Annotated in this window: 23 protein-coding genes; 11 read left to right on the top strand and 12 right to left on the bottom strand. The window is 72.1% G+C overall.

Annotated features, from left to right (window positions below):
- Positions 1 to 90: 90 nt before the first annotated feature.
- Genes ACLIYP_RS07175 through ACLIYP_RS07165 form a run of 3 tightly spaced genes read right to left on the bottom strand, consistent with a single transcriptional unit; the run spans position 91 to position 2,886 of the window.
- Complete coding sequence (locus tag ACLIYP_RS07175) at positions 91 to 864, bottom strand: amino acid ABC transporter ATP-binding protein (RefSeq protein ID WP_412712293.1); 774 nt, start codon at positions 862 to 864, stop codon at positions 91 to 93.
- A complete protein-coding gene (locus ACLIYP_RS07170; protein ID WP_412712292.1) occupies positions 861 to 1,865 on the bottom strand; it encodes an amino acid ABC transporter permease in 1,005 nt (334 codons plus the stop codon). Before ACLIYP_RS07170 ends, ACLIYP_RS07175 begins: the two co-directional genes overlap by 4 nt.
- A gap of 43 nt (positions 1,866 to 1,908) precedes the next feature.
- Positions 1,909 to 2,886, bottom strand: a complete 978-nt coding sequence (locus ACLIYP_RS07165) for an ABC transporter substrate-binding protein (RefSeq protein WP_412712291.1) — start codon at positions 2,884 to 2,886, stop codon at positions 1,909 to 1,911.
- Between the two features lie 558 nt (positions 2,887 to 3,444).
- Between ACLIYP_RS07165 and ACLIYP_RS07160 the strand changes: the two genes are divergently transcribed.
- Complete coding sequence (locus tag ACLIYP_RS07160; protein ID WP_412712290.1) at positions 3,445 to 4,650, top strand: NAD(P)-dependent malic enzyme; 1,206 nt, start codon at positions 3,445 to 3,447, stop codon at positions 4,648 to 4,650.
- A 138-nt stretch (positions 4,651 to 4,788) separates the two neighbouring features.
- On the opposite strand, the gene ACLIYP_RS07155 is transcribed toward ACLIYP_RS07160, so the two are convergent.
- The gene (locus ACLIYP_RS07155) at positions 4,789 to 5,619 is read right to left on the bottom strand and encodes a class I SAM-dependent methyltransferase (RefSeq protein WP_412712289.1); all 831 of its coding nucleotides are present in this window, start codon (positions 5,617 to 5,619) and stop codon (positions 4,789 to 4,791) included.
- 99 nt (positions 5,620 to 5,718) lie between these two features.
- On the opposite strand from ACLIYP_RS07155, the gene ACLIYP_RS07150 reads away from it, so the two are divergent.
- Positions 5,719 to 6,333 carry a CGNR zinc finger domain-containing protein gene (locus tag ACLIYP_RS07150; RefSeq protein ID WP_412712288.1) on the top strand — a complete coding sequence of 205 codons (615 nt, stop codon included), beginning with the start codon at positions 5,719 to 5,721 and terminating at the stop codon, positions 6,331 to 6,333.
- Here the strand turns inward: ACLIYP_RS07150 and sodX are convergent.
- Entirely contained in the window at positions 6,252 to 6,668 is a 417-nt protein-coding gene (gene sodX, locus ACLIYP_RS07145; RefSeq protein WP_412712287.1) for a nickel-type superoxide dismutase maturation protease, read from the bottom strand. The two genes, ACLIYP_RS07150 and sodX, sit on opposite strands and share 82 nt — an antisense overlap.
- A 168-nt stretch (positions 6,669 to 6,836) precedes the next feature.
- Here sodX and sodN point away from each other — a divergent pair, with 168 nt between their 5' ends.
- Positions 6,837 to 7,232, top strand: a complete 396-nt coding sequence (sodN, locus tag ACLIYP_RS07140; RefSeq protein ID WP_093661405.1) for a superoxide dismutase, Ni — start codon at positions 6,837 to 6,839, stop codon at positions 7,230 to 7,232.
- Between the two features lie 158 nt (positions 7,233 to 7,390).
- Here sodN and ACLIYP_RS07135 read toward each other — a convergent pair whose 3' ends face one another.
- A complete protein-coding gene (locus ACLIYP_RS07135) occupies positions 7,391 to 7,561 on the bottom strand; it encodes a hypothetical protein (protein WP_412712286.1) in 171 nt (56 codons plus the stop codon).
- Positions 7,562 to 7,793: 232 nt separating this feature from the next.
- Between ACLIYP_RS07135 and ACLIYP_RS07130 the strand changes: the two genes are divergently transcribed.
- Complete coding sequence (locus tag ACLIYP_RS07130) at positions 7,794 to 9,146, top strand: TrkH family potassium uptake protein (protein WP_412712285.1); 1,353 nt, start codon at positions 7,794 to 7,796, stop codon at positions 9,144 to 9,146.
- On the top strand, positions 9,139 to 9,864 hold the full coding sequence (locus ACLIYP_RS07125) for a potassium channel family protein (protein WP_412712284.1): 726 nt from the start codon (positions 9,139 to 9,141) through the stop codon (positions 9,862 to 9,864). Before ACLIYP_RS07130 ends, ACLIYP_RS07125 begins: the two co-directional genes overlap by 8 nt.
- A 115-nt stretch (positions 9,865 to 9,979) precedes the next feature.
- Here the strand turns inward: ACLIYP_RS07125 and ACLIYP_RS07120 are convergent, their stop codons facing one another.
- Positions 9,980 to 10,390 (bottom strand): DUF2267 domain-containing protein, encoded by a 411-nt coding sequence (locus tag ACLIYP_RS07120; protein WP_177214064.1) that lies wholly within the window; start codon positions 10,388 to 10,390, stop codon positions 9,980 to 9,982.
- Positions 10,391 to 11,134: 744 nt separating this feature from the next.
- Here ACLIYP_RS07120 and ACLIYP_RS07115 point away from each other — a divergent pair.
- The 4 genes from ACLIYP_RS07115 (at position 11,135) to ACLIYP_RS07100 (ending at position 14,280) form a co-directional block, all read left to right on the top strand.
- On the top strand, positions 11,135 to 12,091 hold the full coding sequence (locus ACLIYP_RS07115) for a 1-aminocyclopropane-1-carboxylate deaminase/D-cysteine desulfhydrase (RefSeq protein WP_412712283.1): 957 nt from the start codon (positions 11,135 to 11,137) through the stop codon (positions 12,089 to 12,091).
- Between the two features lie 9 nt (positions 12,092 to 12,100).
- Positions 12,101 to 12,640, top strand: coding sequence for a GNAT family N-acetyltransferase (locus tag ACLIYP_RS07110; protein WP_412712282.1), 540 nt, complete (start codon positions 12,101 to 12,103; stop codon positions 12,638 to 12,640).
- A 231-nt stretch (positions 12,641 to 12,871) separates the two neighbouring features.
- Positions 12,872 to 13,285: an ATP-binding protein gene (locus ACLIYP_RS07105; protein WP_093661399.1), complete on the top strand. Its 414-nt coding sequence runs from the start codon at positions 12,872 to 12,874 to the stop codon at positions 13,283 to 13,285.
- Positions 13,174 to 14,280: an RNA polymerase sigma factor SigF gene (locus ACLIYP_RS07100; RefSeq protein WP_412712305.1), complete on the top strand. Its 1,107-nt coding sequence runs from the start codon at positions 13,174 to 13,176 to the stop codon at positions 14,278 to 14,280. The genes ACLIYP_RS07105 and ACLIYP_RS07100 overlap by 112 nt, the downstream gene beginning before the upstream one ends.
- A 56-nt stretch (positions 14,281 to 14,336) precedes the next feature.
- On the opposite strand, the gene ACLIYP_RS07095 is transcribed toward ACLIYP_RS07100, so the two are convergent.
- On the bottom strand, positions 14,337 to 14,786 hold the full coding sequence (locus tag ACLIYP_RS07095; protein WP_412712281.1) for a hypothetical protein: 450 nt from the start codon (positions 14,784 to 14,786) through the stop codon (positions 14,337 to 14,339).
- A gap of 104 nt (positions 14,787 to 14,890) precedes the next feature.
- Between ACLIYP_RS07095 and ACLIYP_RS07090 the strand changes: the two genes are divergently transcribed.
- Positions 14,891 to 15,859 (top strand): diacylglycerol/lipid kinase family protein, encoded by a 969-nt coding sequence (locus tag ACLIYP_RS07090; protein WP_412712280.1) that lies wholly within the window; start codon positions 14,891 to 14,893, stop codon positions 15,857 to 15,859.
- Positions 15,860 to 16,175: 316 nt separating this feature from the next.
- Complete coding sequence (locus ACLIYP_RS07085; RefSeq protein ID WP_028427873.1) at positions 16,176 to 16,433, top strand: WhiB family transcriptional regulator; 258 nt, start codon at positions 16,176 to 16,178, stop codon at positions 16,431 to 16,433.
- 183 nt (positions 16,434 to 16,616) lie between these two features.
- On the opposite strand, the gene ACLIYP_RS07080 is transcribed toward ACLIYP_RS07085, so the two are convergent.
- From ACLIYP_RS07080 to ACLIYP_RS07065, 4 genes are all read right to left on the bottom strand, one after another.
- Positions 16,617 to 18,101, bottom strand: a complete 1,485-nt coding sequence (locus tag ACLIYP_RS07080; protein ID WP_412712279.1) for a histidine kinase N-terminal domain-containing protein — start codon at positions 18,099 to 18,101, stop codon at positions 16,617 to 16,619.
- A gap of 462 nt (positions 18,102 to 18,563) precedes the next feature.
- Positions 18,564 to 19,673 carry an SIS domain-containing protein gene (locus ACLIYP_RS07075; protein WP_412712278.1) on the bottom strand — a complete coding sequence of 370 codons (1,110 nt, stop codon included), beginning with the start codon at positions 19,671 to 19,673 and terminating at the stop codon, positions 18,564 to 18,566.
- 44 nt (positions 19,674 to 19,717) lie between these two features.
- Complete coding sequence (locus ACLIYP_RS07070) at positions 19,718 to 21,262, bottom strand: glycoside hydrolase family 3 protein (RefSeq protein WP_412712277.1); 1,545 nt, start codon at positions 21,260 to 21,262, stop codon at positions 19,718 to 19,720.
- A gap of 10 nt (positions 21,263 to 21,272) precedes the next feature.
- Positions 21,273 to 22,151 (bottom strand): carbohydrate ABC transporter permease, encoded by an 879-nt coding sequence (locus ACLIYP_RS07065; protein ID WP_093661453.1) that lies wholly within the window; start codon positions 22,149 to 22,151, stop codon positions 21,273 to 21,275.
- Positions 22,152 to 22,157 lie beyond the last annotated feature (6 nt).

The raw sequence follows: 22,157 nt of genomic DNA, 5'->3' as shown, positions 1-22,157 counted from the left end.
GGAAGGCGCCCGCCGGAGGACACCGGAAAGCCGCGGGGCGGTGCGGACCCCGGGCCGGGGTCCGCACCGCCCCGCGGCGGCGGCCGTGTCTCAGAGGACCTTCGACAGGAACGCCTTCGTCCGCTCGTGCTGCGGATCGGTCAGCACGTCGCGCGGGTGGCCGGACTCGACGACCACGCCGTCGTCCATGAAGACCAGCGAGTCGCCGACCTCCCGGGCGAAGCCCATCTCGTGGGTGACGACGATCATCGTCATGCCGTCCTCGGCCAGCCCGCGCATGACGTCCAGCACCTCGCCGACCAGCTCCGGGTCGAGCGCGGAGGTGGGCTCGTCGAAGAGCATCAGCTTGGGCTCCATCGCCAGCGCGCGGGCGATGGCCACGCGCTGCTGCTGGCCGCCGGAGAGCTGGGAGGGGTAGTTGCCGGTCCGGTTGCCCAGTCCGACCCGGTCCAGCAGCTTCAGGGCCCGCTCCCGGGCCGCCGCCCTGGACTCGCCCTTGACCTGGACGGGCGCCTCCATGACGTTCTCCACCGCGGTCATGTGCGGGAAGAGGTTGAAGCGCTGGAAGACCATGCCGATGTCGCGGCGCTGGGCGGCGACCTCGCGCTCCTTGAGCTCGTAGAGCCTGTCGCCCTTCTGCCGGTAGCCGACGAGGTGGCCGTCGACCGACAGCCGCCCGGCGCTGATCTTCTCCAGGTGGTTGATGCAGCGCAGGAAGGTGGACTTGCCGGAGCCGGACGGGCCGACCAGGCAGAACACCTCCCCGGCGGCGACCTCCAGGTCGATGCCCTTGAGGATGTGGGCGTGGCCGAAGGACTTGTGGACGCCCTCGGCCTTCACCATCGGGACAGCGGGGGTGGTCATACCGTCTTCCCTCCCACCTGGCTCGGCGTGCGGAACGAGGTGAGGCTCCTGCGCACCCGCTGCCACGGCGTGGGCGGCAGGTTGCGGGACGAGCCGCGCTGGAAGTAGCGCTCCAGGTAGTACTGGCCGACGCTGAAGATCGTGGTGAGGATCAGGTACCAGATGGTCGCCACCAGCAGCAGCTCCATCACCTCCAGGTTCCGCGAGGAGATCCTGGTGGCGGAGAACAGCAGCTCGCTGTACTGGATGGCGTAGGCCAGCGACGAGGTCTTGAGCATGTTGATGAACTCGTTGCCGGTCGGCGGGATGATGACCCGCATGGCCTGCGGCAGCACGATGCGGCGCATGGTGCGCGAGCCGGTCATGCCGAGCGCGTGGGCCGCCTCGGTCTGGCCCTCGTCCACCGACTGGATGCCCGCGCGGCTGATCTCGGCCATGTAGGCGGCCTCGTTCAGGCCCAGGCCCAGCAGGGCGGCGAGGAACGGCGTCATCACGTCGTTCATCTCGTCGCGGTAGAAGCCCAGGTCCAGGATCGGGAAGATCAGCGCCAGGTTGTACCAGATCAGCAGCTGCACCAGGACGGGGGTGCCGCGGAAGACCCAGATGTAGCCCCAGGCGACGGACGACATCACCGGGTTCTTCGACAGCCGCATCACCGCGAGGACGGTACCGAGCACCACGCCCATGAGCATGGCGAGCAGGGTGATCCACAGGGTGTTGACCGCACCGGTGAGGATCGTCTCCTGGTTGAGGTAGCGACCCACCGTCGGCCAGGTGATGTCGGCGCCCACGAAGGCCGCCACCACCAGGCCGAACAGGACGAGCACGATCGCGGCGCTTATCCAGCGGCCGTAGTGGCGTACCGGGATGGCCTTGATGGCCTCGGGCGGGACCGGGGAGTCCTTGGTCACCGGCGCCGCACCGTCCGCCCCGGTTCCGCCGCCCTCGGTGTTGGAGGCCGGCACCGACGCGGGTGGTGCCTTGTCTTCAGGTTCGGACACGGAGAGTTACCTTTGCTGTGGAACTACGGAGGTTCGCTGCGGCTCACTTGCCGCCGTTGACGGTGGCCTCCTCGACCGCCGCGTCGGTGACCTCCCACTTCTCCAGGACCTTCGCGTACTCGCCGTTGTCGATGATGGCGTCGAGGGCGGCCTTGATGGCGTCGCGCAGCTGGGTGTTCTCCTTGCTGACGGCGATGCCGTAGGGGGCGGCGTCGATCTGGTCGCCGACGACCTCGAAGTCCTCGCCGCCGCCGGAGGTCTTGGCGTTGTACGCGGCGACCGGGTAGTCGTTGATGTCGGCGACCGCGCGGCCCTGCTTGACCTGGAGGAGCGCCTCGGTGTCCTTGTCGAAGGCGAGGATCTTGATCGGCTTGTCGCACTTCTCGTTCTGCGTCTCGGCGAGCTCCTCGTTCGCCGTGCCGCGCTGGAGCGCGACGGTCTCGCCGCAGAGGTCGTCCAGGGACTTGATGCCCTTCGGGTTGCCCTTCTTGACCAGGATCGAGGAACCGGCCCGGAAGTAGTCGACGAAGTCGACGCCCTCGCCGACCTTCTCGCCCTTGTCGTCCAGGCCCTCCTGTCGCTGCTTGGTGTCGGTCATCGCCGACATGATCACGTCGTGGCGGCCGGAGTTCAGACCGGTGATCAGGCCGTCGAAGGTGCCGTTGGTGAACTCGAACTCGACGCCGAGCTGCTTGCTCAGGGCCTCGCCCAGGTCGGGGTCGATACCGGCGATCTTGTCGTTCTCGTCGTAGAACTCGACCGGGGCGTAGGCGATGTCCGAGCCGACCTTGACGACGCCGGCGGACTGGATGTCCTTGGGGAGCTTGTCGAACAGCGGGGCCTCGGAGCTCTTGGCCTCTGCGCCGCCGCCCTCGCCGCCGTTGTCGGTCTGGTCCCCGCACGCGGTCAGCAGCAGGGAACCGGTGAGCGCGACGGCCGCGGCGGCGGCCAGGCGCCGGCGCGCGGACGGCCTGCGGGAGCCTTCCACCGAGGGCAGGGGGCGGTTGGTGCGTGCGGTCATGAAGGGTCCTCCTGCGGGGTGATGTGGAGTGTCCGGTGGTCGGCCGGGCACGCCCGGGGCGTGTGGCGACACTGCGTGATGGGGGCATCTTGCCATCCGGACACCTGAGGCCAGGATGCCAACCATGTCAAAATCGGATAACGGGCGACCGGGAACGATCGGCGCCTGACGAGACGTATGCCACTGCCCGCTCGGCAGCCCTTCCGCTCGTATGAGCGGAGGTGTGCACACAGGGGAGAGCTTCGTCACTCCCCTCACGCGGTGTTAAGCGGTCTTCCACTCTCTCTACAGGCCCTTTGCCCAGGATGCCCCATGTCCGGCGCGCTTCGCGGGCAGCCGGTGAGACGGAAGACATTCGTGCACGGCGGTGCTCATCCGGTAGAAAGAGCAGTTACACCCCTCACCCGGGGACCAGGGCGTGAGTGCGACGCGCCCGGCGTCCGTTCCCCCCTCGACGGTGGCCCCATCCGCCGGACAGGCCGCGGACGTGGTGCCCGCCCGCGCCTCGACCAGGCAGCGGCCACCCTCGATCAGGAATTTCAGCAAAGGGGTCAAACAGTGGCAGCGGAGATCGTCAATTCCCAGGACGAGCTGGACGGCGGCGTCGAGTCGGCCATCGATCCGGCGTTCGCCCTGCACCGCGGCGGCAAGATGGCGGTCCGGGCGACCGTGCCGGTGCGGGACGCGGACGACCTTTCCCTGGCCTACACGCCGGGTGTGGCCAAGGTGTGCAGCGCCATCGCCGAGCAGCCGGAACTGGTCCACGACTACACCTGGAAGTCGCAGGTCGTCGCGGTCGTCACGGACGGCACCGCGGTGCTGGGCCTGGGCGACATCGGCCCGCAGGCGTCCCTGCCGGTGATGGAGGGCAAGGCGATCCTCTTCAAGCAGTTCGGCGGCGTGGACGCGGTCCCGATCGCGCTGGACTGCACCGACGTGGACGAGATCGTGGAGACCGTCGTCAGGCTCGCGCCCTCCTTCGGGGGCGTCAACCTGGAGGACATCTCCGCTCCGCGCTGCTTCGAGATCGAGCGCAGGCTCCAGGAGCGCCTGGACATCCCGGTCTTCCACGACGACCAGCACGGCACGGCGGTCGTCACGCTCGCCGCGCTGCGCAACGCGGCCCGGCTGCGCGGCGTCGCGCTCGGCGAGCTGCGCGCCGTCATCTCCGGGGCCGGCGCGGCCGGGGTGGCCATCGCCAGGATCCTGGTGGAGGCCGGCATCGGCGATGTGGCGGTCTGCGACCGCAAGGGCATCGTCTCGGCCGACCGCACCGACCTCACCGACGTCAAGCGGGAGCTGGCGGGCTTCACCAACAAGGCGGGGCTGAGCGGGTCGCTGGAGTCGGCGATGGACGGCGCCGACGTCTTCATCGGCGTCAGCGGCGGCACGGTCCCAGAGAAGGCCGTCGCGAGGATGGCGAAGGACGCCTTCGTCTTCGCCATGGCCAACCCCACTCCGGAGATCCACCCGGACATCGCCCGCAAGTACGCCTCGGTCGTCGCCACCGGCCGCAGCGACTACCCGAACCAGATCAACAACGTCCTCGCCTTCCCCGGCATCTTCGCCGGCGCCCTCCAGGTGCGGGCCTCGACGATCACCGAGGGCATGAAGCTGGCCGCCGCCGAGGCGCTGGCCGCGGTGGTCTCCGACGAGCTGAGCGCCGACCGCGTGATCCCCTCCCCGTTCGACGAGCGGGTCGCTCCGGCGGTGACCGCCGCCGTCGCCGCCGCCGCCCGCGCGGAGGGCGTGGCGCGGCGCTGAGCACCGGCTGAGCACCGTGTGACACGGCCGCGGGGGCGGTACGGGCCGGGGCGACCCGGCCCGTACCGCCCCCGCGGCCTTCCCGCCTCCGGACCCCGGGCCGGCCCGGGGGCGGGGCCGGTCATCCGCCGGCCCCGGTCACTTCAGGCCGAGCACCATCGTGTCGGCCGGCGACGCCCACACCGGCCGCGCCTCGGCGAAGCCCGCCGCCCGCATCGCCTCCACGTGCCAGGCCGCGGACTGCGTCTCGCCGTCGGAGTGGTCCCCCGCCACCGGGTCGCCGAAGATCCGGAAGCGCTCGGCGGCCGGCCCCGCCAGCACCGGATCGGCGGCCGCCGCCGCCCACCAGTGCGCCCAGTCCTGGGCGCCCGCGGCCTTCTCCCGCTCGCGCCGCGCCCGGTGGAAGGCGCTCACGGCCTCGTTGATCCGGGGCGTGGCGGGGTCGGGCATGTGGTCGGCGTTGACCAGGATGCCGCCGTCGCGCAGGACGCCCGCGAGCCGCGCGTACAGCGCCCGCAACTCGCCGGTGCGCAGCCAGTGCAGCGCGGTGGAGGTGAGCACCGCGTCGTACGCCCGGTGCGGCAGGGCCTCCGTCCACCGTTCGTCGCGCAGATCGGCGGTGACGAACGCGGCGCGGGGGTCGGCGGCGAAGTGGCCGCGCGCGATGGTCAGCAGGGCCGGGTCGAGGTCCACCCCGGTGCTGGTGGCCCCGGGGAAACGGCGCAGCAGCCGGTCGGTGATGCTTCCCGTGCCGCAGGCCAGGTCCAGCACCTTCGGCTCGGTCCCCACCAGTGCCTCGACGGCGTCGAGCATCGCCCCGAAGCGCTCCTCCCGGTCGGGCAGGTACCACTCCTGCTGCCGGTCCCAGCTCTCCTGCCAGCGCCGCCACCGCTCGCCTCCCGCCGTGCCCGCCGGCGCGTTCCCCTCCGTCCCGGCTTCCGTACCGGTCTCCGTGTCCGTCTCCGCCATGACGACCCCCTGCGTTCTGGATACGTAATAGCCTGTATCGAAAGGCGACCCTTACTCGCCCCTCCTCGTGACCATAGAGCGCGCCCGTAAGGACCACAAGTGGAACTGAACTATTACTCGGACTTCGCCGTGCGGCTGGTCAACACCGAGCAGCCGCAGCGCGGCGAGGACACGCTCACCTCCGTGGAGGCCGTACGCGCCCTCTTCGGCCCGGGCCAGAGCGCCGCGCGGCGCGCCACGGAGGCCGACGTGACCCGGCTGCGCGGGGTGCGCACACGGCTGCGCGCGGTCTTCGCGGCCGCCTCGGAGGGGGACGAGTCCAGGGCCGTGGACCTGCTCAACGCCCTGCTGATGGAGTTCCCCGCCAGCCCGCAGATCTCCGGCCACGACCACCTGGACGACGCCGGCCGTCCCCGCTGGCACATGCACCTGGCCGACCACCCCGCCAACGCCACCGCCGGATACGCGGCCGTCGCCTGCATGGGCCTGGCCTTCCACCTCACCGACCTGGGCGTGGACCGGCTGGGCATCTGCCAGGCCGACCCCTGCCTCAACGCCTACCTGGACACCTCGACGAACCGCTCCCGGCGCTACTGCTCCGACCGCTGCGCCACCCGTGCCAACGTCGCCGCCTACCGGGCCCGCAAACGCCTGGGGAACAGCGGCCGCAGCGCCGAGAAGACCCAGCCCAGCAACGCGCCGGGGGTGCGCTGAACCCGCCGCAGGGGCCGCAGCCGCACCCACGCCCGCGCCACCACGAGTTCGTCGGGCACCACCCCGAACTCGCGGCTGTCGTTGCGCACCGACGGGTTGTCGCCCTGCACCCACCAGCCGCCGTCCCGCCGCCCGACGGCCCGCTTGACGATCAGCAGGTCGTGCTGGAAGGGATGGCGCACCACGACCACGTGCCCGGGCCGCACCGCTCCCCCGTAGCGGACCACCAGCAGATCGCCGGGGCGCAGCGTCGGCTCCATCGACGGGTTGTAGACCTCCGCCAGCCCGATCCGCAGCAGCCCGCGGCCCTCCTGCTCGTCCGCCCGCTCCGGCATCCGCCGCACCTCCGGTCCAGTCCTCGGCTCCCGCGCCCTGCCCGTGTACCCTCCTCGTCCCCGCAACCCTCGGACTTTTGTCCCAGGCGAGTGGGGGCACACGCGAAAAGGCGCTCCTCACGGAGTAATCTCACACGTGAGAAGACGATCACGAGGAAGGACAGCTCTATGCTCTCCCGCCTGTTCGCCCCGAAGGTGAAGGTCAGCGCCCACTGCGACCTTCCCTGCGGCGTCTACGACCCGGCCCAGGCCCGCATCGAGGCCGAGTCGGTCAAGGCCATCCAGGAGAAGTACCAGGCGAACGACGACCCGCACTACCGGGCTCGTGCGACGTACATCAAGGAGAACCGGGCCGAGCTCGCCAAGCACCACATCTCGGTGCTGTGGAGCGACTACTTCAAGGCCCCGCACTTCGAGAAGTACCCGCAGCTCCACCAGCTGGTGAACGACGCCCTCAAGGCCGCCTCGGCCGCCAAGGGCTCCACCGACCCGGCCACGGGCCAGAAGCTGCTGGACCTCATCGCCGAGATCGACAAGATCTTCTGGGAGACCAAGAAGGCCTGACCCGGGCCCTGGGTCGCAAGCTGCGGCCCGGCCCCCAGGACCATCCGGTCCTTCCTTCTGCACCCGGCCCGCCGGGTTCCGCGCCCGGAACCCGCCGCGGGCCGGGTGCGGCGCTGTCTCCGGCCGCAGGCGGACGAGCCGCGCCGGGCCGGGGGCGGTCAGGGGCGGTAGACCATCTCCAGCAGGCCCGCCGTGATCAGGAACCACGCGCCGATGCCGAAGAGCCAGACCATGTCCAGCACGAAGCCCGCGGTGACCAGGACCACGGCGGCTCCGGCCAGGGCGGCGATGGTCTTGCGGACACCGCTGTCGAAGAAGGGCCCTCTCATCTGATCACCCCGGGCGCCGGTTCGGCCGGGCGGCGGCACGCGCCCGGCGGGCGGGGAGGCGCGCCGAGCCCCCGGCGGCCGCCGTGGACGGCCCCGGCGACGGCCGGGGAACAGAGGTCATGGACAGAACTGTAGGCAAGCCGCCGCCCCGGCACGAGTCCCGGCGCCGGGGTGGCTATCGTCTTCTGGTGCATACGATCGCGGCCCGAACCCATGGCGGAACGGGAACGCCGTGGTAACGGGGCCGAGGTGGCGCCGTCTGCGGTTCCGGCACCCGGCCCAGGTCGTCGTGGCCGGCTTCGCCGCGGCCGTGGCGGTCGGAACGGCGCTGCTGACGCTGCCGGTCGCCAGGGAGGGTCCCGGCGGCGCGAGTCTGATGGAAGCGCTGTTCACCGCCACCTCCGCCGTCTGCGTGACCGGGCTGGTGGTGGTCGACACCCCCTCCTACTGGACCGGCTTCGGCGAGGGGGTGATCCTCGCGCTGATCCAGGTCGGCGGGTTCGGGATCATGACCTTCGCCTCCCTGCTCGTGGTGCTGGTCTCCCGCCGTCTGGGGCTGCGCGCCCGCCTCACGGCCGCGGCGGAGACCAAGACCCTGGGACTGGGCGAGGTGCGGTCGGTGGTCGCAGGGGTCGTCAGGGTCAGCCTGGTGCTGGAGGCGGTCACCGCCACGGTGCTGACCCTGCGCTTCGGGCTCGGCTACGACGAGCCGTGGCCGCGGGCGGTGTGGCTGGGGGTCTTCCATGCGGTCTCCGCGTTCAACAACGCCGGTTTCGCCCTCTACACCGACAGTCTGACGGGCTTCGCCACCGATCCGTGGATCTGCCTGCCCATCGCCTTCGCCGTCATCGCCGGCGGACTGGGCTTCCCCGTGCTGTTCGAACTGCGCCGCCGCCTGCGCCGACCGCACACCTGGAGCCTGCACACCAAGATCGTGCTGTGGGCCACCGGGGCCTTCCTGGCCGGCGGTACGGTGTTCATCACCGCCCTGGAGTGGTCCAATCCGGGCACCCTGGGGCCGCTGGACGTGCGGGGAAAGCTGCTGACCGGCTTCTTCCAGGGCGTGATGCCGCGCACCGCCGGCTTCAACAGCGTCGACATCGGCCAGATGAACCCGGCCACCTGGCTGGGCATGGACGTGCTGATGTTCGTCGGAGGGGCCAGCGCGGGAACGGCCGGTGGCATCAAGGTCACCACCTTCGCCGTGCTGTTCTTCGTCATATACGCGGAGGTGCGGGGCGAGGGCGCGGTCAACATCTTCAACCGCCGCCTGCACGGCGACGTCCAGCGGCAGGCCCTGACCGTGGTGCTGCTGGCGGTGGCCGCCGTCGCGGCCTCCACGATCGTCTTCATGGTCTTCACCGACTTCAGCCTCGACCGGTCCCTGTTCGAGGTCACCTCGGCCTTCGCCACCGTCGGACTGTCCACCGGCATCACCGCCGACCTGCCCGTGCCGGAGCAGATCCTGCTGACCGTGCTGATGTTCATCGGACGGCTGGGTCCCGTCACGGTGGCCTCCGCGCTCGCCCTGCGCCCCCGTGTCCGCATGTACGACCTGCCCGAGGAGCGACCCGTCATTGGCTGAGCACCCCGCCCCCCAGAAGAACCCGCCGGCCAGGGGCCGCGGTGCCAGGGGCCGCCGCCGCGACGCCCACGCAGACTCCGTGGTCGTCATCGGCCTGGGCCGCTTCGGCCGCGCCCTGGCCCTGGAACTGGCCGAGGAGGACACCGAGGTCCTGGGCATCGACCACAGTGCCGAGGTCGTCCAGGCCCTGTCCGGCTCCCTCACCCACGTGGTGAGCGCCGACTCCACCAAGGAGGAGGTCCTGCGCCAGCTCGGCGTCCACGAGTTCGACCGGGCCGTGGTCGCCATCGGCAGCAACCTGGAGGCCAGCATCCTGACCGCCTCCCTGCTGGTCTCCTTCGGCATCCCCAACGTGTGGGCCAAGGCCACCAGCGAGGCCCAGGGCCGCATCCTCACCCAGCTCGGCGTCCACCACGTCGTCTACCCCGAGCACGACATGGGCCAGCGCGTCGCCCATCTGGTGCGCGGCCGCATGCTGGACTACATCGAGTTCGAGGACGACTTCGCCATGGTCAAGACCAGCCCGCCGGCCGACGTCGTCGGACTGACCCTGGGCAACAGCGGGGTGCGCACCCGCCACGGCGTCACCGTCGTCGCCGTCAAACGCCCCGGCGAGGGCTTCACCTACGCCACGGCCGACACCGTCCTGGAGGAGGGCGACACCATCATCGTCGCCGGCCGCACCCGCCAGACCGAGCGCTTCAGCGAACTGCGGTGACCCCTGACCGTCCGTGAGGGTTCGCGGCCCGGGCGGGCGGCCGTGCCCGGCCGCCGGGCCTCCGTGCTCCGGCCGTCACCGGGCCCCGACACACCGTCGGGCCGGTCGTTCCCGCTCAGACGAGCTGACCGGCCCGGCGGGTGAGCTGGGCGCGTCCGAACAGCAGGGCGTAGCCGGGCGGCAGCCGGTCGATGATCCGGTCGAGCAGGTCCTTGTCGGCGAGTTCGGCGACCACGCTCAGCACCGAGCTGACGTCCCAGCGGGCCGTCGCCGGGGTCGCGCCCTCGATGCGGGCCGCGACGCTGTCGACGAACTGCGCGCCGCTGAGCGGCTTGGTCACCTTGAGCTGACCGGTCAGCACGCGCATGCCCTCCTGCGGAAGGCGGACGGCCAGCTCCGTGCGCTCCGCACCGGTGAGATGGCCGCCGAGCGCCGAGAGCACGATCCGGGAGACGCGCTCCGCCTCCTTGGCCGTCGGGTACTGACCCCGCTCGCGTACCTGCGCCACGAACTCGCTCCACCGCATGATCCATCTCCCCTTCCGTACTGACTGGTACCGGTGAGGTGGTCGGCACGGGCCGTCGCCCGCCGCCCCGCCAAGAGCGCGGGGCAGTCGGCGGTGCGGCACTGAGTGCAATGCCCTCCGCCCATCTGTATAGCTCAGGTCAAGAAAACTTGACAACAGTCGGCTCAGAGGTACGCAGCCACCTCGTATCAGCCCTGGTCCAGGGGAGGCGCGACAGCGAGCTTCCGTCGACCGGGGCATACACCCATGTGCCCGGGAAAAGCGCTTTCATACTGAACGGGTCGCCCCGTTCGCGAAGGTGTACGGGCCGTCTGCGGCGACGGCGCGCGGGAGCTCGTCCGCCCAACGCCTCCGCCCTTTCCGCCCCTTGCGGCGCTGACCTCGGCTTCCCCTCTCCCCGCACGCCCCCGGCCCCCGCTCCGGGGTGGATTGGGGAAGGAAAAGTCCGATGCGTCGTATGACGGATCTCACATCCGCCCCGAAGGGGCGGCGGAGCCCCGTTCCCGCACATCCGTGCCGGGCGCCTCCCATCTGCGGGGCGGGCCCTCCTCCCGTGCGCTCGCGGGAGCGACGGCCCTCCGCCGCCGGTGGGCATATGCCGTCGCAACCGCAATCCGCCCCCGGTGCACGGCCCGGGGCACGGAGGGCCGGGAGCCGGCCGCGCCTCCGCGGCGCCCGTGCGGGCGTCCACCGCGTCCGGCCGACCGGTGACACGGGGTGCCACCCCGGCGTGACAATGGCGGGATGAGCAGCGCACCGCCTCCCCCGGCCGGCCCTCCGGCGTCTCCGGCTTCTCCGGCGTCCCGAACACGCCTGACGGCCCTGGAATCCCTCGCCCCGCGCCTGCCATCCCCCTTGGCGGAGGCGGCCGACGAGCACTTCTCGCGCCACGGCGTCCGGCTGCTGCTCAAGCGCGACGACCTGATCCACCCGGACCTCGTCGGCAACAAGTGGCGCAAGCTCGCGCCCAACCTGCGCGCCGCCGTGCGGACCGGTGAGCGCACACTGCTGACCTTCGGCGGGGCCTACTCCAACCACCTGCGCGCCACGGCCGCCGCCGGGCGCCTGCTGGGCCTGTCCACGATCGGGGTGGTGCGGGGCGACGAGCTCGCCGGCCGGCCCCTCAACGACTCCCTGGCCCGCTGCGCCGCCGACGGCATGCGGCTGCACTTCGTGACACGGGCGGACTACCGCCGCAGGAACGACCCGGAGTGGACCGCCGGGCTGCGCGACCGCTTCGGCCCGTTCCTCCTCATACCGGAGGGCGGCAGCAACGCCGAGGCCGTGCGGGGCGCCGCGGAGCTGGGCCGGGAGCTGCGCGGCGCGGCGGACGTGGTGGCCGTCGCCTGCGGCACGGGCGGCACCCTCGCCGGACTCGCCGCCGGACTCGCCCCCGGGCAGCGCGCGATCGGCTTCGCCGCCCTGCGCGGCGGCTTCCTGGCCGGGGAGGTGGAGCGGCTCCAGCACGCCGCCTTCGGCGGACGCCGCGGCGCCTGGACGGTGGAGGACCGCTTCCACTGCGGCGGCTTCGCCCGCACCACCGACGCGCTGGAGTCCTTCGCCCGGGACTTCGCGGCCCGGCACGGTCTGCCGGGCCTGGACCGGGTGTACGTCGCCAAGGTGCTGTACGGCCTGGCGGTCCTGGCCGGAGAGGGCGCCTTCCCCCGGGGGACGACGGTGGCCGCCGTGGTCACCGGTTAGCCTCCCGGCGTGATCCGGCAGGCCGTCTCCGCCGACGCCCCGGTCCTCCACACCGTGATCCGCGAGCCGGCCGAGCACGAGCGCTCGCCGGAGCGGGCCGGGGCCACCGAGGAGCGGTCGCGCGACGCCCTCTTCCGCGAGCACCCGGTCGTCCCCGCCCTGATCGCCGAGGACGGCGACAGCGGCGGACCGGTCGGCTTCGCCCCGTGGTTCCTCGGCTTCCCGACCTGGAGCGGCACCCACGGGGTGCGCCTGGAGGACCTGTACGTCCGCCCGGCCGCGCGCGGCGCGGGCCACGGCAGGGCGCTGCCGGCCGAACTCGCGCGCGTCGGCGCCGGGCGGGGTTACGAACGTTTCCATCGGTGGGTACTGAACTGGAACGAGCCCGCCATCGGCTTCTGCGAGTCGCTCGGCGCCGAACCGATGGACGAGTGGACGGTCCACAGACTCTCCGGCGAGCCGCTGAGGGTCCTGGCGGCCGGGCGGACGCCGGGATCCCCGGGGGCCGGGAACAACCGGCGGCCCTACGGCGCTGTGAACCCGGCGTGACCGGAGAGGAATTGGGCACCGCAGACCTCTAGCCACGGAAAGTACCCATGTGTTTACTATGGGTGACGACCGCAGGAAGGGTGCCCTTCTCGGCCCGGGCGACAGCATGCCCCGGATCGCGATAGCGTCGCAGTCGAACGATCTGCCCCGCCCGTCCGTTGACCCGTTGCGACAGGGTCGCCGGGAGGGCGTACACGGCAGCCACCAGCTCGTGCCACCTTGGAGGTGAGGGTGTCCCAGATCGCAGGCGAGCCCGGGACGCAGGACTTCGTCGAGGTCCGGCTGCCCGCCGCGGGCGCCTACCTTTCGGTCCTGCGTACCGCCACCGCCGGTCTCGCGGCCCGCTTGGACTTCACCCTCGACGAGATCGAGGATCTGCGCATCGCCGTCGACGAGGCGTGCGCCATCCTGCTCCAGCAAGCGGTCCCCGGCAGCGTGCTGAGCTGCGTCTTCAAGCTCGTCGGGGACTCCCTGTGGGTGACGGTCTCGGCACCCACCACAGACGGCCGCGCCCCCGAGCGCGACACCTTCGCCTGGACGGTGCTCTCCGCGCTGGCGGGCGAGGTCGACTCGGCCGTGGCCGAGGACCGCACGGTCAGCATCAGCCTGCACAAGAAGCGCGGCGCCGGCCCAGGGGCGCCGTGACCGGCACACACGGGCCGGTACGGGACAAGGGGGTCGGTGTGAACGACCTGGAGAGCGAAACGCGGACGGGCCGCCACGAGAAGGCGGGCCCGGTCATCCCCGAGCAGCACGCCCGGCCCCATCCGGTCGAACCTGATCGGCGGGCAGAGCGGGCGGATGCCATGGAGGACCAGCAGCACGACATGCGCGAGGACGAAGGGGCCGGTGAGGGCGTCGCCTATGTGCACCGCCAGCCGGATCCCCAGGACCGCAGCGGCGCAAGGGACTTGTTCGTCAGGCTGCGCGGCCTCCCGGAGGGCTCCCCGGAGCGCGCCGGACTGCGCGACACCCTGGTGCGGATGCACCTGCCGCTGGTGGAGCATCTGGCACGGCGCTTCCGCAACCGCGGAGAGCCACTGGACGACCTGACGCAGGTCGCCACGATCGGTCTGATCAAGTCGGTCGACCGCTTCGACCCGGAGCGCGGCGTGGAGTTCTCCACCTACGCCACTCCCACGGTCGTCGGCGAGATCAAGCGGCACTTCCGCGACAAGGGCTGGGCGGTGCGGGTACCCCGCCGGCTCCAGGAGCTGCGGCTGTCCCTGACGACGGCCACCGCCGAGCTGTCCCAGCAGCACGGCCGCGCCCCGACCGTCCACGAGCTGGCCGAGCGGCTGTCGATCTCCGAGGAGGAGGTCCTGGAGGGTCTGGAGTCGGCGAACGCCTACAGCACGCTCTCCCTGGACGTCCCGGACACCGACGACGAGTCCCCGGCCGTCGCGGACACCCTGGGCGCGGAGGACGACGCCCTGGAGGGCGTGGAGTACCGGGAGTCGCTCAAACCGCTGCTGGAGGAGCTGCCGCCGCGCGAGAAGAAGATCCTGCTGCTGCGCTTCTTCGGCAACATGACCCAGTCCCAGATCGCCCAGGAGGTCGGCATCTCCCAGATGCACGTCTCGCGCCTGCTGGCCCGCACCCTGGCCCAGCTGCGCGACCGCCTGCTGATCGAGGAGTAGCGGGGAGCAGGGGCCCGCGGGCGGGAGGCCTGCGGGCAGGGCGCCCGCCGGTCCGGTCAGGCGTCCCGGTGCTCGCGCGGGCCGATGCCCAGCGCCCCGGCCGCCGCCGGGCTCATCAGGCAGCCGAGCACGGCCAGCGCGGTGAGCGCGATGGCCGCTCCGCCCACGAGCCACCCGCCGCCGTTCTGCGCCATCTGCCAGCCCATCGGAAGCGCCATCAGCTGGACGATCACCGCCGGTCCCCGGCTCCACCGGCGCCGCAGCCACAGTCCGCGCGCGGCGGCCAGCGGCAGCACGGCCAGCGCCAGCACGGTCGCGGCCCCGGTGAGGGCCTGCACCGCGTCGTCGGCCCGGCTGCCGGTCAGCAGCATGACCAGCATGGTCACCCCCAGGCCGGCGACCACCACCCCCTGCGCCGCCACCACGGCGGCCGCGGCGGTGATCCGCCCGGGCCGGGAGGGCTCGGAGGTGCGGGGGGCGTCGGCGGAGGATGCGTCCGTGGTCACACCGCCAGGGTAGCCGGGCGGGCCTTCCGGACCTCCGTCCGTCCCGGGCCGCCCCTCCCGGGGCCGTCCGTCTGGGCCGCCGGCGGCTGGGTACGCTGCACACCATGCGCGCGCTCCTCGTGGTCAACCCGGCAGCCACCACCACCAGTGCCCGCACCCGAGACGTCCTCATCCACGCCCTGGCGAGCGACCTCAAGCTGGAGGTCGCCACCACCGAGTACCGGGGGCACGCGCGCGACCTGGGGCGGCAGGCGGTCCAGCGCGGGGAGATCGAGCTGGTCATCGTGCTCGGCGGCGACGGCACCGTCAACGAGGTCGTCAACGGGCTGCTGCACGCCGGCCCCGCCCCCGAGGCCCTCCCCCGCCTCGCGGTCGTGCCGGGCGGTTCGACCAACGTCTTCGCCCGCGCCCTGGGCCTGCCCAACGACGCGGTGGAGGCCACGGGCGCGCTGCTGGCCGCGCTGAACTCCGGCGGCGAGCGCACTGTGGGCCTGGGCCTGGCGGCCGGTACGCCGGGGACGGACGACGCGGAGGTGCCGGCCAGGTGGTTCACCTTCTGCGCGGGCCTCGGCTTCGACGCGGGTGTGGTGGGCCGGGTCGAGCAGAAGCGCGAGGGCGGCAGGCGCTCGACGCACGCCCTCTACGTGCGCCAGGTGGTGCGGCAGTTCCTGGGCGACCCCTACCGGCGCCACGGGACGATCACCCTGCGGCGGCCCGGCGAGGAGCCGGTCGAGGAGCTGGCGCTGTCCATAGTCTGCAACACCGCGCCCTGGACCTATCTGGGCAACCGCCCGGTGTACGCGGCCCCCCGCGCCTCCTTCGACACCGCCCTCGACGTGCTCGGACTGACCCGGCTCACCCCCTCCGCGGTGACCCGATACGGCACCCAGCTGCTGACCTCCACGCCCGAGCGCGGCCCGCACGGAAAGCACGCCGTCTCGCTTCACGACCTCACAGACTTCACCTTGGAATCACAGGTGCCACTGCCGTTTCAGATGGACGGTGACCACCTGGGACTGCGTACGAGCGTGACGTTCACAGGCGTACGCCGTGCACTGCGTGTGATTGTGTAAGTGGATGTGGTGAAAGTCCTTTCACTCGAACGTTTAGGCCAGGTTCCACCCCCTGGAAGTACGGCTGTGACCTAGTCGACACCAAGGAATCAAAAAAAACTTTCCGGAAGGGGTTGTATCCGCCGCCGAGGTTTGCGAGTCTCTTCATGGCGATCGGGACGGTCGACGCCGACCCCCTTGAGAGCCCCGAATCCACCTCCTCATCCCTCGGGACACTCCCGGCGAAGCCGGGCGCTGCCCCTTCCCTTGTGGAGGGATTCGTGAAAGCGTTCACATTCACAAGCAATTACCGCAACGCGTAGGAGATGGAGCAGCCATGGACTGGCGTCACAACGCCGTTTGCCGCGAGGAAGACCCCGAGCTCTTCTTCCCCATCGGCAACACCGGTCCTGCGCTGCTGCAGATCGAGGAAGCCAAGGCCGTCTGCCGCCGCTGCCCCGTGATGGAGCAGTGCCTGCAGTGGGCCCTGGAGTCCGGCCAGGACTCCGGTGTCTGGGGTGGCCTCAGTGAGGACGAGCGCCGCGCTATGAAGCGCCGCGCCGCCCGCAACCGGGCGCGCAAGGCCACTGCCTGACGCCCACCCCGCCACCTGCTGCCCCCGAGCCGCAGCGCGCAGTGCCCACAGTGCGCACCGCACAGACGATGATGCCGAGCCCCGGACCGTGCTCACCACGGTCCGGGGCTCGGTGCTGTGCGGAGCCCGGTGCCGGACGGGCTGACGCACGGTGCGACGCCGGGCGCGGGCCCGCGTCCGGCGTCAGCGCCTCTCAGGCTCCACGGGGATGTCCAGGACCACCCGGGTGCCGCCCCCGGGGGCCGGGAGCATGTCGAAGCCCCCGTCCAACTCCCCCTCCACCAGCGTCCGCACGATCTGCAGCCCCAGGTTCCCCGCGGTGCGCACGTCGAAGTCCTCCGGCAGACCGCGCCCGTCGTCCTGCACGGTGACCAGCAGCCGGCCCTCTCCGTGGCCGGCGCCCGCGCCGCGGACGGCCGCGACCTCGACCGTGCCCCGCTCCCCCGGCCGGAAACCGTGCTCCAGCGCGTTCTGCAGCACCTCCGTGAGGACCATGGACAGCGGGGTGGCCACCTCGGCCGCCAGTACGCCGAAGCGTCCCGTACGCCGCCCGGTGACCATGCCCGGGGAGATCTCGGCGACCATCGCCAGCACCCGGTCGGCTATCTCGTCGAACTCCACCCGCTCGTCCAGCGTCTGGGAGAGCGTCTCGTGGACGATCGCGATCGAGCCGACCCGGCGGACGGCCTCCTCCAGCGCCTCCCGCGCGGTGCCCCCGGTGCCCGCGCCGATCCGCCGGGCCTGGAGGCGCAGCAGGGCCGCGACGGTCTGGAGGTTGTTCTTCACCCGGTGGTGGATCTCCCGGATGGTGGCGTCCTTGGTGATCAGCTCCCGCTCCCTGCGGCGCAGTTCGGTGACGTCGCGCAGCAGGATGAGCGAACCGATCCGCACCCCCTTCGGTTTGAGCGGGATGGCTCGCAGCTGGACGACGCAGCCGTTGCCCTCGATCTCGGTCTCGCGCGGCGCCCAGCCGCTGGCGAGCTTGACCAGCGACTCGTCCACCGGGCCGCGGGAGGGCGCCAGTTCGGCGGTGGCCTGGCCCAGGTGCAGCCCGACCAGATCGGCGGCCAGGCCCAGCCGGTGGTAGGCGGAGAGCGCGTTGGGGCTGGCGTACTGGACGACGCCGTCGGCGCCGAGTCTGATCAGCCCGTCGCCGACCCGCGGGGAGGCGTCCATGTCGACCTGCTGGTCGGGGAAGGGAAACGATCCCGCGGCGATCATCTGCGCCAGGTCCGAGGCGCTCTGCAGATAGGTCAGCTCCAGCCTGCTGGGCGTACGCACGGTCAGCAGGTTGGTGTTGCGGGCGATGACGCCCAGGACGCGGCCCTCGCGGCGCACGGGGATGGACTCCACCCGGACCGGCACCTCCTCGCGCCACTCGGGGTCGCCCTCGCGGACGATCCGGCCCTCGTCCAGGGCGGCGTCCAGCAGCGGCCGGCGCCCCCTGGGCACAAGGTGGCCGACCATGTCGTCCTGGTAGGAGGTGGGTCCGGTGTTGGGGCGCATCTGCGCCACGGAGACGTAGCGCGTGCCGTCCCGGGTCGGGACCCACAGCACCAGGTCGGCGAAGGAGAGGTCGGACAGCAGCTGCCACTCGGAGACCAGCAGGTGCAGCCACTCCAGGTCGGAGTCGCCGAGGGCGGTGTGCTGGCGTACGAGGTCGTTCATGGAGGGCACGGTGTGAGCCTAACCGGCGACCGATCCGGTCGTACGTCTGTGCATACGCGCCGTCGTGCGCAAGAATTGACGGCAGCCGCCACAGCGAACCGCTGATGCGTTCAAGGCGTGGACACGGGTCGGTGACCCGGTCCACAATGGCGGCAGGCTTCTGCCCTCCCCGCACAGGAGGGTGGAACGAGACCGGGCGCTCTCTGCCCTGACTGTGCCTGGTCTCCGATCGCTCCGGGCTGCGGTGCCGGACGGGTTGAGGGTCCCGTCCCGGCGCCGCGGCCCGCGGGTGTCCTAAGGGCCTCTCAGTGCCTCCGGGGGCCTCCCGAGGCCTCCCGTCACCCCCTCCGTCTCCTGCTCGCTTCCGCCCGGCTCCGCCGCGCGCATACGGAAGACGAACGCGCGAGCGGCCGGACCCCGCGGAAACGAGAAGGTGCGGGGTCCGGCCGGTGGAAGGTGCGGTCAGCGGGTCTCGGTGACCTTCGCCAGGGCGCGGGGGGCGTCCGGGTCCTGGCCGCGTGCGATGGTCACCTCGTAGGCCAGCATCTGCAGCGGGAGGATCTCCAGGATCGGCTGGAGCTCCTCGGGCACGTCCCCGGTCGGCAGGACGAAGCCGGCGGAGGCCTCGGCCACCTGCCGCTCGGGGCCGATGACGACGAGGTCGGCGCCGCGGTCCCTCAGCCGGTCGAGGACGGGCTGGAGCGCCTGGCCGCCCCTGCCGTCGGTGACGATGGCGATCACCGGGGATACGTTGTCGACCATCGCCAGCGGGCCGTGCAGCAGGTCGGCGCCGGAGTAGGACAGGGCGGGGATGTAGCTGGTCTCCATCAGCTTCAGCGCCGCCTCCTTGGCCGTCGGGTAGCCGTAGCCGCGGGAGGTGATGACCATGCGCTCGGCGAAGCGGTAGCGGGCGGCCAGCCGCCTGACCTCGTCCCGGCGGGCCAGGACCGACTCGGCGAGGTCGGGCAGCGCCTTGGCCGCGCTGCCGGAGGCGCCGCCCGCGCCGTCCGTTCCGCCGGCGGCCCGCAGGCCCTCGACCAGGAGGTACAGGGACAGCAGTTCGGCGGTGTAGGTCTTGGTCGCGGGCAGCGCCCTCTCCGGGCCGGCCAGGATGTCGATGTGGAACTCGGCGGCCTCGGCCAGCGGGGAGCCGGGGTTGTTGGTCACGGCCAGGGTGACGGCTCCCGCCTCGCGCGCCGCCCGGGTGGAGGCGACCAGGTCGGGGGAGCCGCCGGACTGGCTGACGGCGACGACCAGGCAGTCGGTGAGGTCCTGCCGGGCCCCGTAGGCGGTGGTGGTGGACATGGAGGTGAGGCCGCAGGGCATGCCCAGCCGGATCTCCAGCAGGTACTTCGCGTAGAGGGCGGCGTTGTCGGAGGTGCCGCGCGCGGTGAGCAGCACGAAGCGGGGCCGGCGCGCCGCGATGCGTTCGGCGGTCTCGCGGATCCCGGGCGCGCCCTCGTCGAGGATCCGCCGGAGCACGGCGGGCTGCTCGGCCATCTCGCCGGACATGATCCGGCCCGGCCGCTCGCCGTGCGGTGCGGGGGTCGCGGCCGGGGTCGTGGCGGACATGCTGGGGGCCTCCCGTTGTCTGTGGTGCGTACGGTCCACGGAGCTCAGCCGTCGGTTCCCCGGCCGGCGATGACCTCCGCGGCGGCCCGTCCGCAGACGCGGGCGGCGCCGTGGGTCGCGATGTGGAGTGCTCCGGAAGGCGGCGCCTGGGGCAGGCCCATCTCGACCACGACCGTGTCCGGCCGGGCGGTGAGCAGGGCGTCCAGGGCGTCCGCCATCCAGGGGTGCCGGTGGACGTCGCGTACCACTGCGACGATCCTACGGCCGGCCGCCTCCTCCAGCACCTGTGCGGCCGGTCCGCCCCGCCCCGCCCGTTCGGCCCGCTCGCGGCTCCAGGATCCGGTCGCGGTGCCCGGGAGCAGTTCCGCCAGTTCGGCGGCCAGGCCCCAGGGCGTCTCGTCGCCGACGGCGATGTTGGCCACGGGGGTGAAGGCGGCGACGTACGGCGGTGCGGTCAGGGGCGTGTGGTCCCGCCGGACGGTGACCTTCAGCGCGCGGCGGGCGGCCTCCAGCCCGACCCGGGGATCGGCGGGCGTCGCCTCCCCGGCGCGGGCGGACGCCTCGGCGGTCCAGCGGGCCAGGGCGCGGACCCGGTCGGCGGCGTCGGCGAGCCGTTCCTCCGGCAGCTCGCCCTCGGCCACGGCGCGCACCAGGGCGTCGCGCAGGCGCAGCACGGTCTCCTCGTCGGCCAGTCCCCCGCCGACGCAGAGGGCGTCCGCGCCCGCGGCGACGGCCAGGACGCTGCCGCGCTCGATGCCGTAGGTCCCCGCGATGGCCCGCATCTCCATGCCGTCGGTGACGATCAGGCCCTCGAAGCCGAGCCCGCCCTCGCTGTGGGGCGCGCGCAGCAGGCCGGTCAGGGCGGCGGGGCTGAGCGTCCCCGGAAGCGCCGGGTCCAGGGCGGGCAGCAGGATGTGCGCGCTCATCACGCACTTGCTGCCCGCGGCGACCGCGGCCCGGAAGGGGACGAGTTCGCGCTCCGCGAGCGTGGCCAGGTCGGCGTCGATGCGCGGCAGGGCGTGGTGGGAGTCCACGCTGGTGTCGCCGTGCCCGGGGAAGTGCTTGGTGCAGGCGGCGACTCCGGCGGACTGCAGCCCCTCGACCCAGGCGGCGGTGTGCCGGGCCACCAGGTCCGGTGCGGAGCCGAAGGAGCGGACGCCGATGACCGGGTTGTCGGGGTTGGAGTTGACGTCGGCCGAGGGCGCCCAGTTGAGGTTGACCCCGCACTCGGCGAGCCTGCGCCCCAGTTCGCGGGCGACGGCGCGGGTCAGTGCGGTGTCGTCGACCGTGCCCAGGGCGTGGTTGCCGGGGAAGGACGACCCCGTGCGCGCCTCCAGCCGGGTGACGTCGCCGCCCTCCTCGTCGATGGCCACCAGTACGTCGGGGCGGACACCGCGCAGCTGGGCGGTGAGCGCGGCCAGCTGCGCGGGAGATGTGATGTTGCGGCCGAACAGGCCCACCGCGGCGAGCCCCTCGTCCAGCCGGCGCAGCAGCCAGCCGGGCGCGGTGGTGCCGGTGAAGCCCGGCTGGAGGACGGCCAGGGCGTTGCGGACCAGGGTGCTGCCGGTGGTGCCGGTGAGAGTCGTCATGGGAGTGACGTCATCCCTTCACTGCGCCGGAGGTGAGGCCCGTGGCCATCTTCTTCTGGAGGAGCATGAAGAAGATCACCACGGGGAGTGCGATGAGGACGGAGCCCGCCATCAGGGCGCCGTAGTCCGTGCCGCGGTCGGTGGTGAAGTTCATCAGCCACACGTTGAGCGTGTACTTGTCGTTGTCCTGCAGCAGGATGTACGCGAACAGGTACTCGTTCCACGCGGTCACCAGGGCGAAGATGGAAGCCGCCGCGAGACCCGGGGCGACCAGCGGGAAGATGACCCGCCAGAAGGCGCCCATCCGGGTGCAGCCGTCCACCATCGCGGCCTCCTCCAGCTCCTTGGGCACGTTGATCACGAAGCCGCGGATCATCCAGGTGGCGAAGGGCAGCACCGAGACCGTGTAGACGACGATCACGCCCCAGTACTCGTTGAGCGCGCCCAGGTTGTTGAGCTGGATGTAGATGGGGATGAGCATCGCGGTCGGCGGCAGCAGCTGGACGAGGATGAGGACCGTCATGAACGGCTTGCGGCCGTAGAAGTCGAAGCGGCCGATGGCGAACGCCGCGATGGTGCCGATGAAGATGGCGCCGGCCACCGAGGTGCCGCAGATGATCAGGCTGCTCTGGATGGCGGTCCAGAAGTTCGGGGACTCGGTGGCGCGGACGAAGTTGTCCAGGGTGAAGGAGGAGGGCCACAGCGTCTGGTCGTAGCTGCGGATCTCGCGGTTGGGCCGGAAGGCGCTGAGGACCAGCCAGTAGACCGGGAAGGCCATCACCGCGAAGGCGCACAGGCCCAGCACGTCGTACAGCAGGCGGCTGCGCCCCCGGTCCGGGCGCAGTTCGTACGCCGAGTCGTCGCCGGTGGCCGCCTCGGGAGCCGCCACGGGCGT

Origin of the sequence: Streptomyces nanhaiensis (genome assembly GCF_046614825.1) — a bacterium.
Lineage (GTDB): Bacteria > Actinomycetota > Actinomycetes > Streptomycetales > Streptomycetaceae > Streptomyces > Streptomyces radiopugnans.
The sequence above is the reverse complement of the archived record's forward strand: the minus strand, read 5'-3'. Positions and strand labels throughout refer to the sequence as shown.

Bases quoted from the DNA above. Each gene is read 5' to 3' on its own strand.
- ACLIYP_RS07165 (WP_412712291.1), bottom strand. From the start codon at position 2,886: ATGACCGCACGCACCAACCGCCCCCTGCCCTCGGTGGAAGGCTCCCGC.
- ACLIYP_RS07120 (WP_177214064.1), bottom strand. From the start codon at position 10,390: ATGCGGTGGAGCGAGTTCGTGGCGCAGGTACGCGAGCGGGGTCAGTAC.
- ACLIYP_RS07080 (WP_412712279.1), bottom strand. From the start codon at position 18,101: ATGAACGACCTCGTACGCCAGCACACCGCCCTCGGCGACTCCGACCTG.
- ACLIYP_RS07085 (WP_028427873.1), top strand. From the start codon at position 16,176: ATGGACTGGCGTCACAACGCCGTTTGCCGCGAGGAAGACCCCGAGCTC.
- ACLIYP_RS07115 (WP_412712283.1), top strand. From the start codon at position 11,135: ATGAGCAGCGCACCGCCTCCCCCGGCCGGCCCTCCGGCGTCTCCGGCT.
- ACLIYP_RS07155 (WP_412712289.1), bottom strand. From the start codon at position 5,619: ATGGCGGAGACGGACACGGAGACCGGTACGGAAGCCGGGACGGAGGGG.
- ACLIYP_RS07175 (WP_412712293.1), bottom strand. From the start codon at position 864: ATGACCACCCCCGCTGTCCCGATGGTGAAGGCCGAGGGCGTCCACAAG.
- sodX (WP_412712287.1), bottom strand. From the start codon at position 6,668: ATGCCGGAGCGGGCGGACGAGCAGGAGGGCCGCGGGCTGCTGCGGATC.
- ACLIYP_RS07075 (WP_412712278.1), bottom strand. From the start codon at position 19,673: ATGTCCGCCACGACCCCGGCCGCGACCCCCGCACCGCACGGCGAGCGG.
- ACLIYP_RS07090 (WP_412712280.1), top strand. From the start codon at position 14,891: ATGCGCGCGCTCCTCGTGGTCAACCCGGCAGCCACCACCACCAGTGCC.
- sodN (WP_093661405.1), top strand. From the start codon at position 6,837: ATGCTCTCCCGCCTGTTCGCCCCGAAGGTGAAGGTCAGCGCCCACTGC.
- ACLIYP_RS07135 (WP_412712286.1), bottom strand. From the start codon at position 7,561: ATGAGAGGGCCCTTCTTCGACAGCGGTGTCCGCAAGACCATCGCCGCC.
- ACLIYP_RS07070 (WP_412712277.1), bottom strand. From the start codon at position 21,262: ATGACGACTCTCACCGGCACCACCGGCAGCACCCTGGTCCGCAACGCC.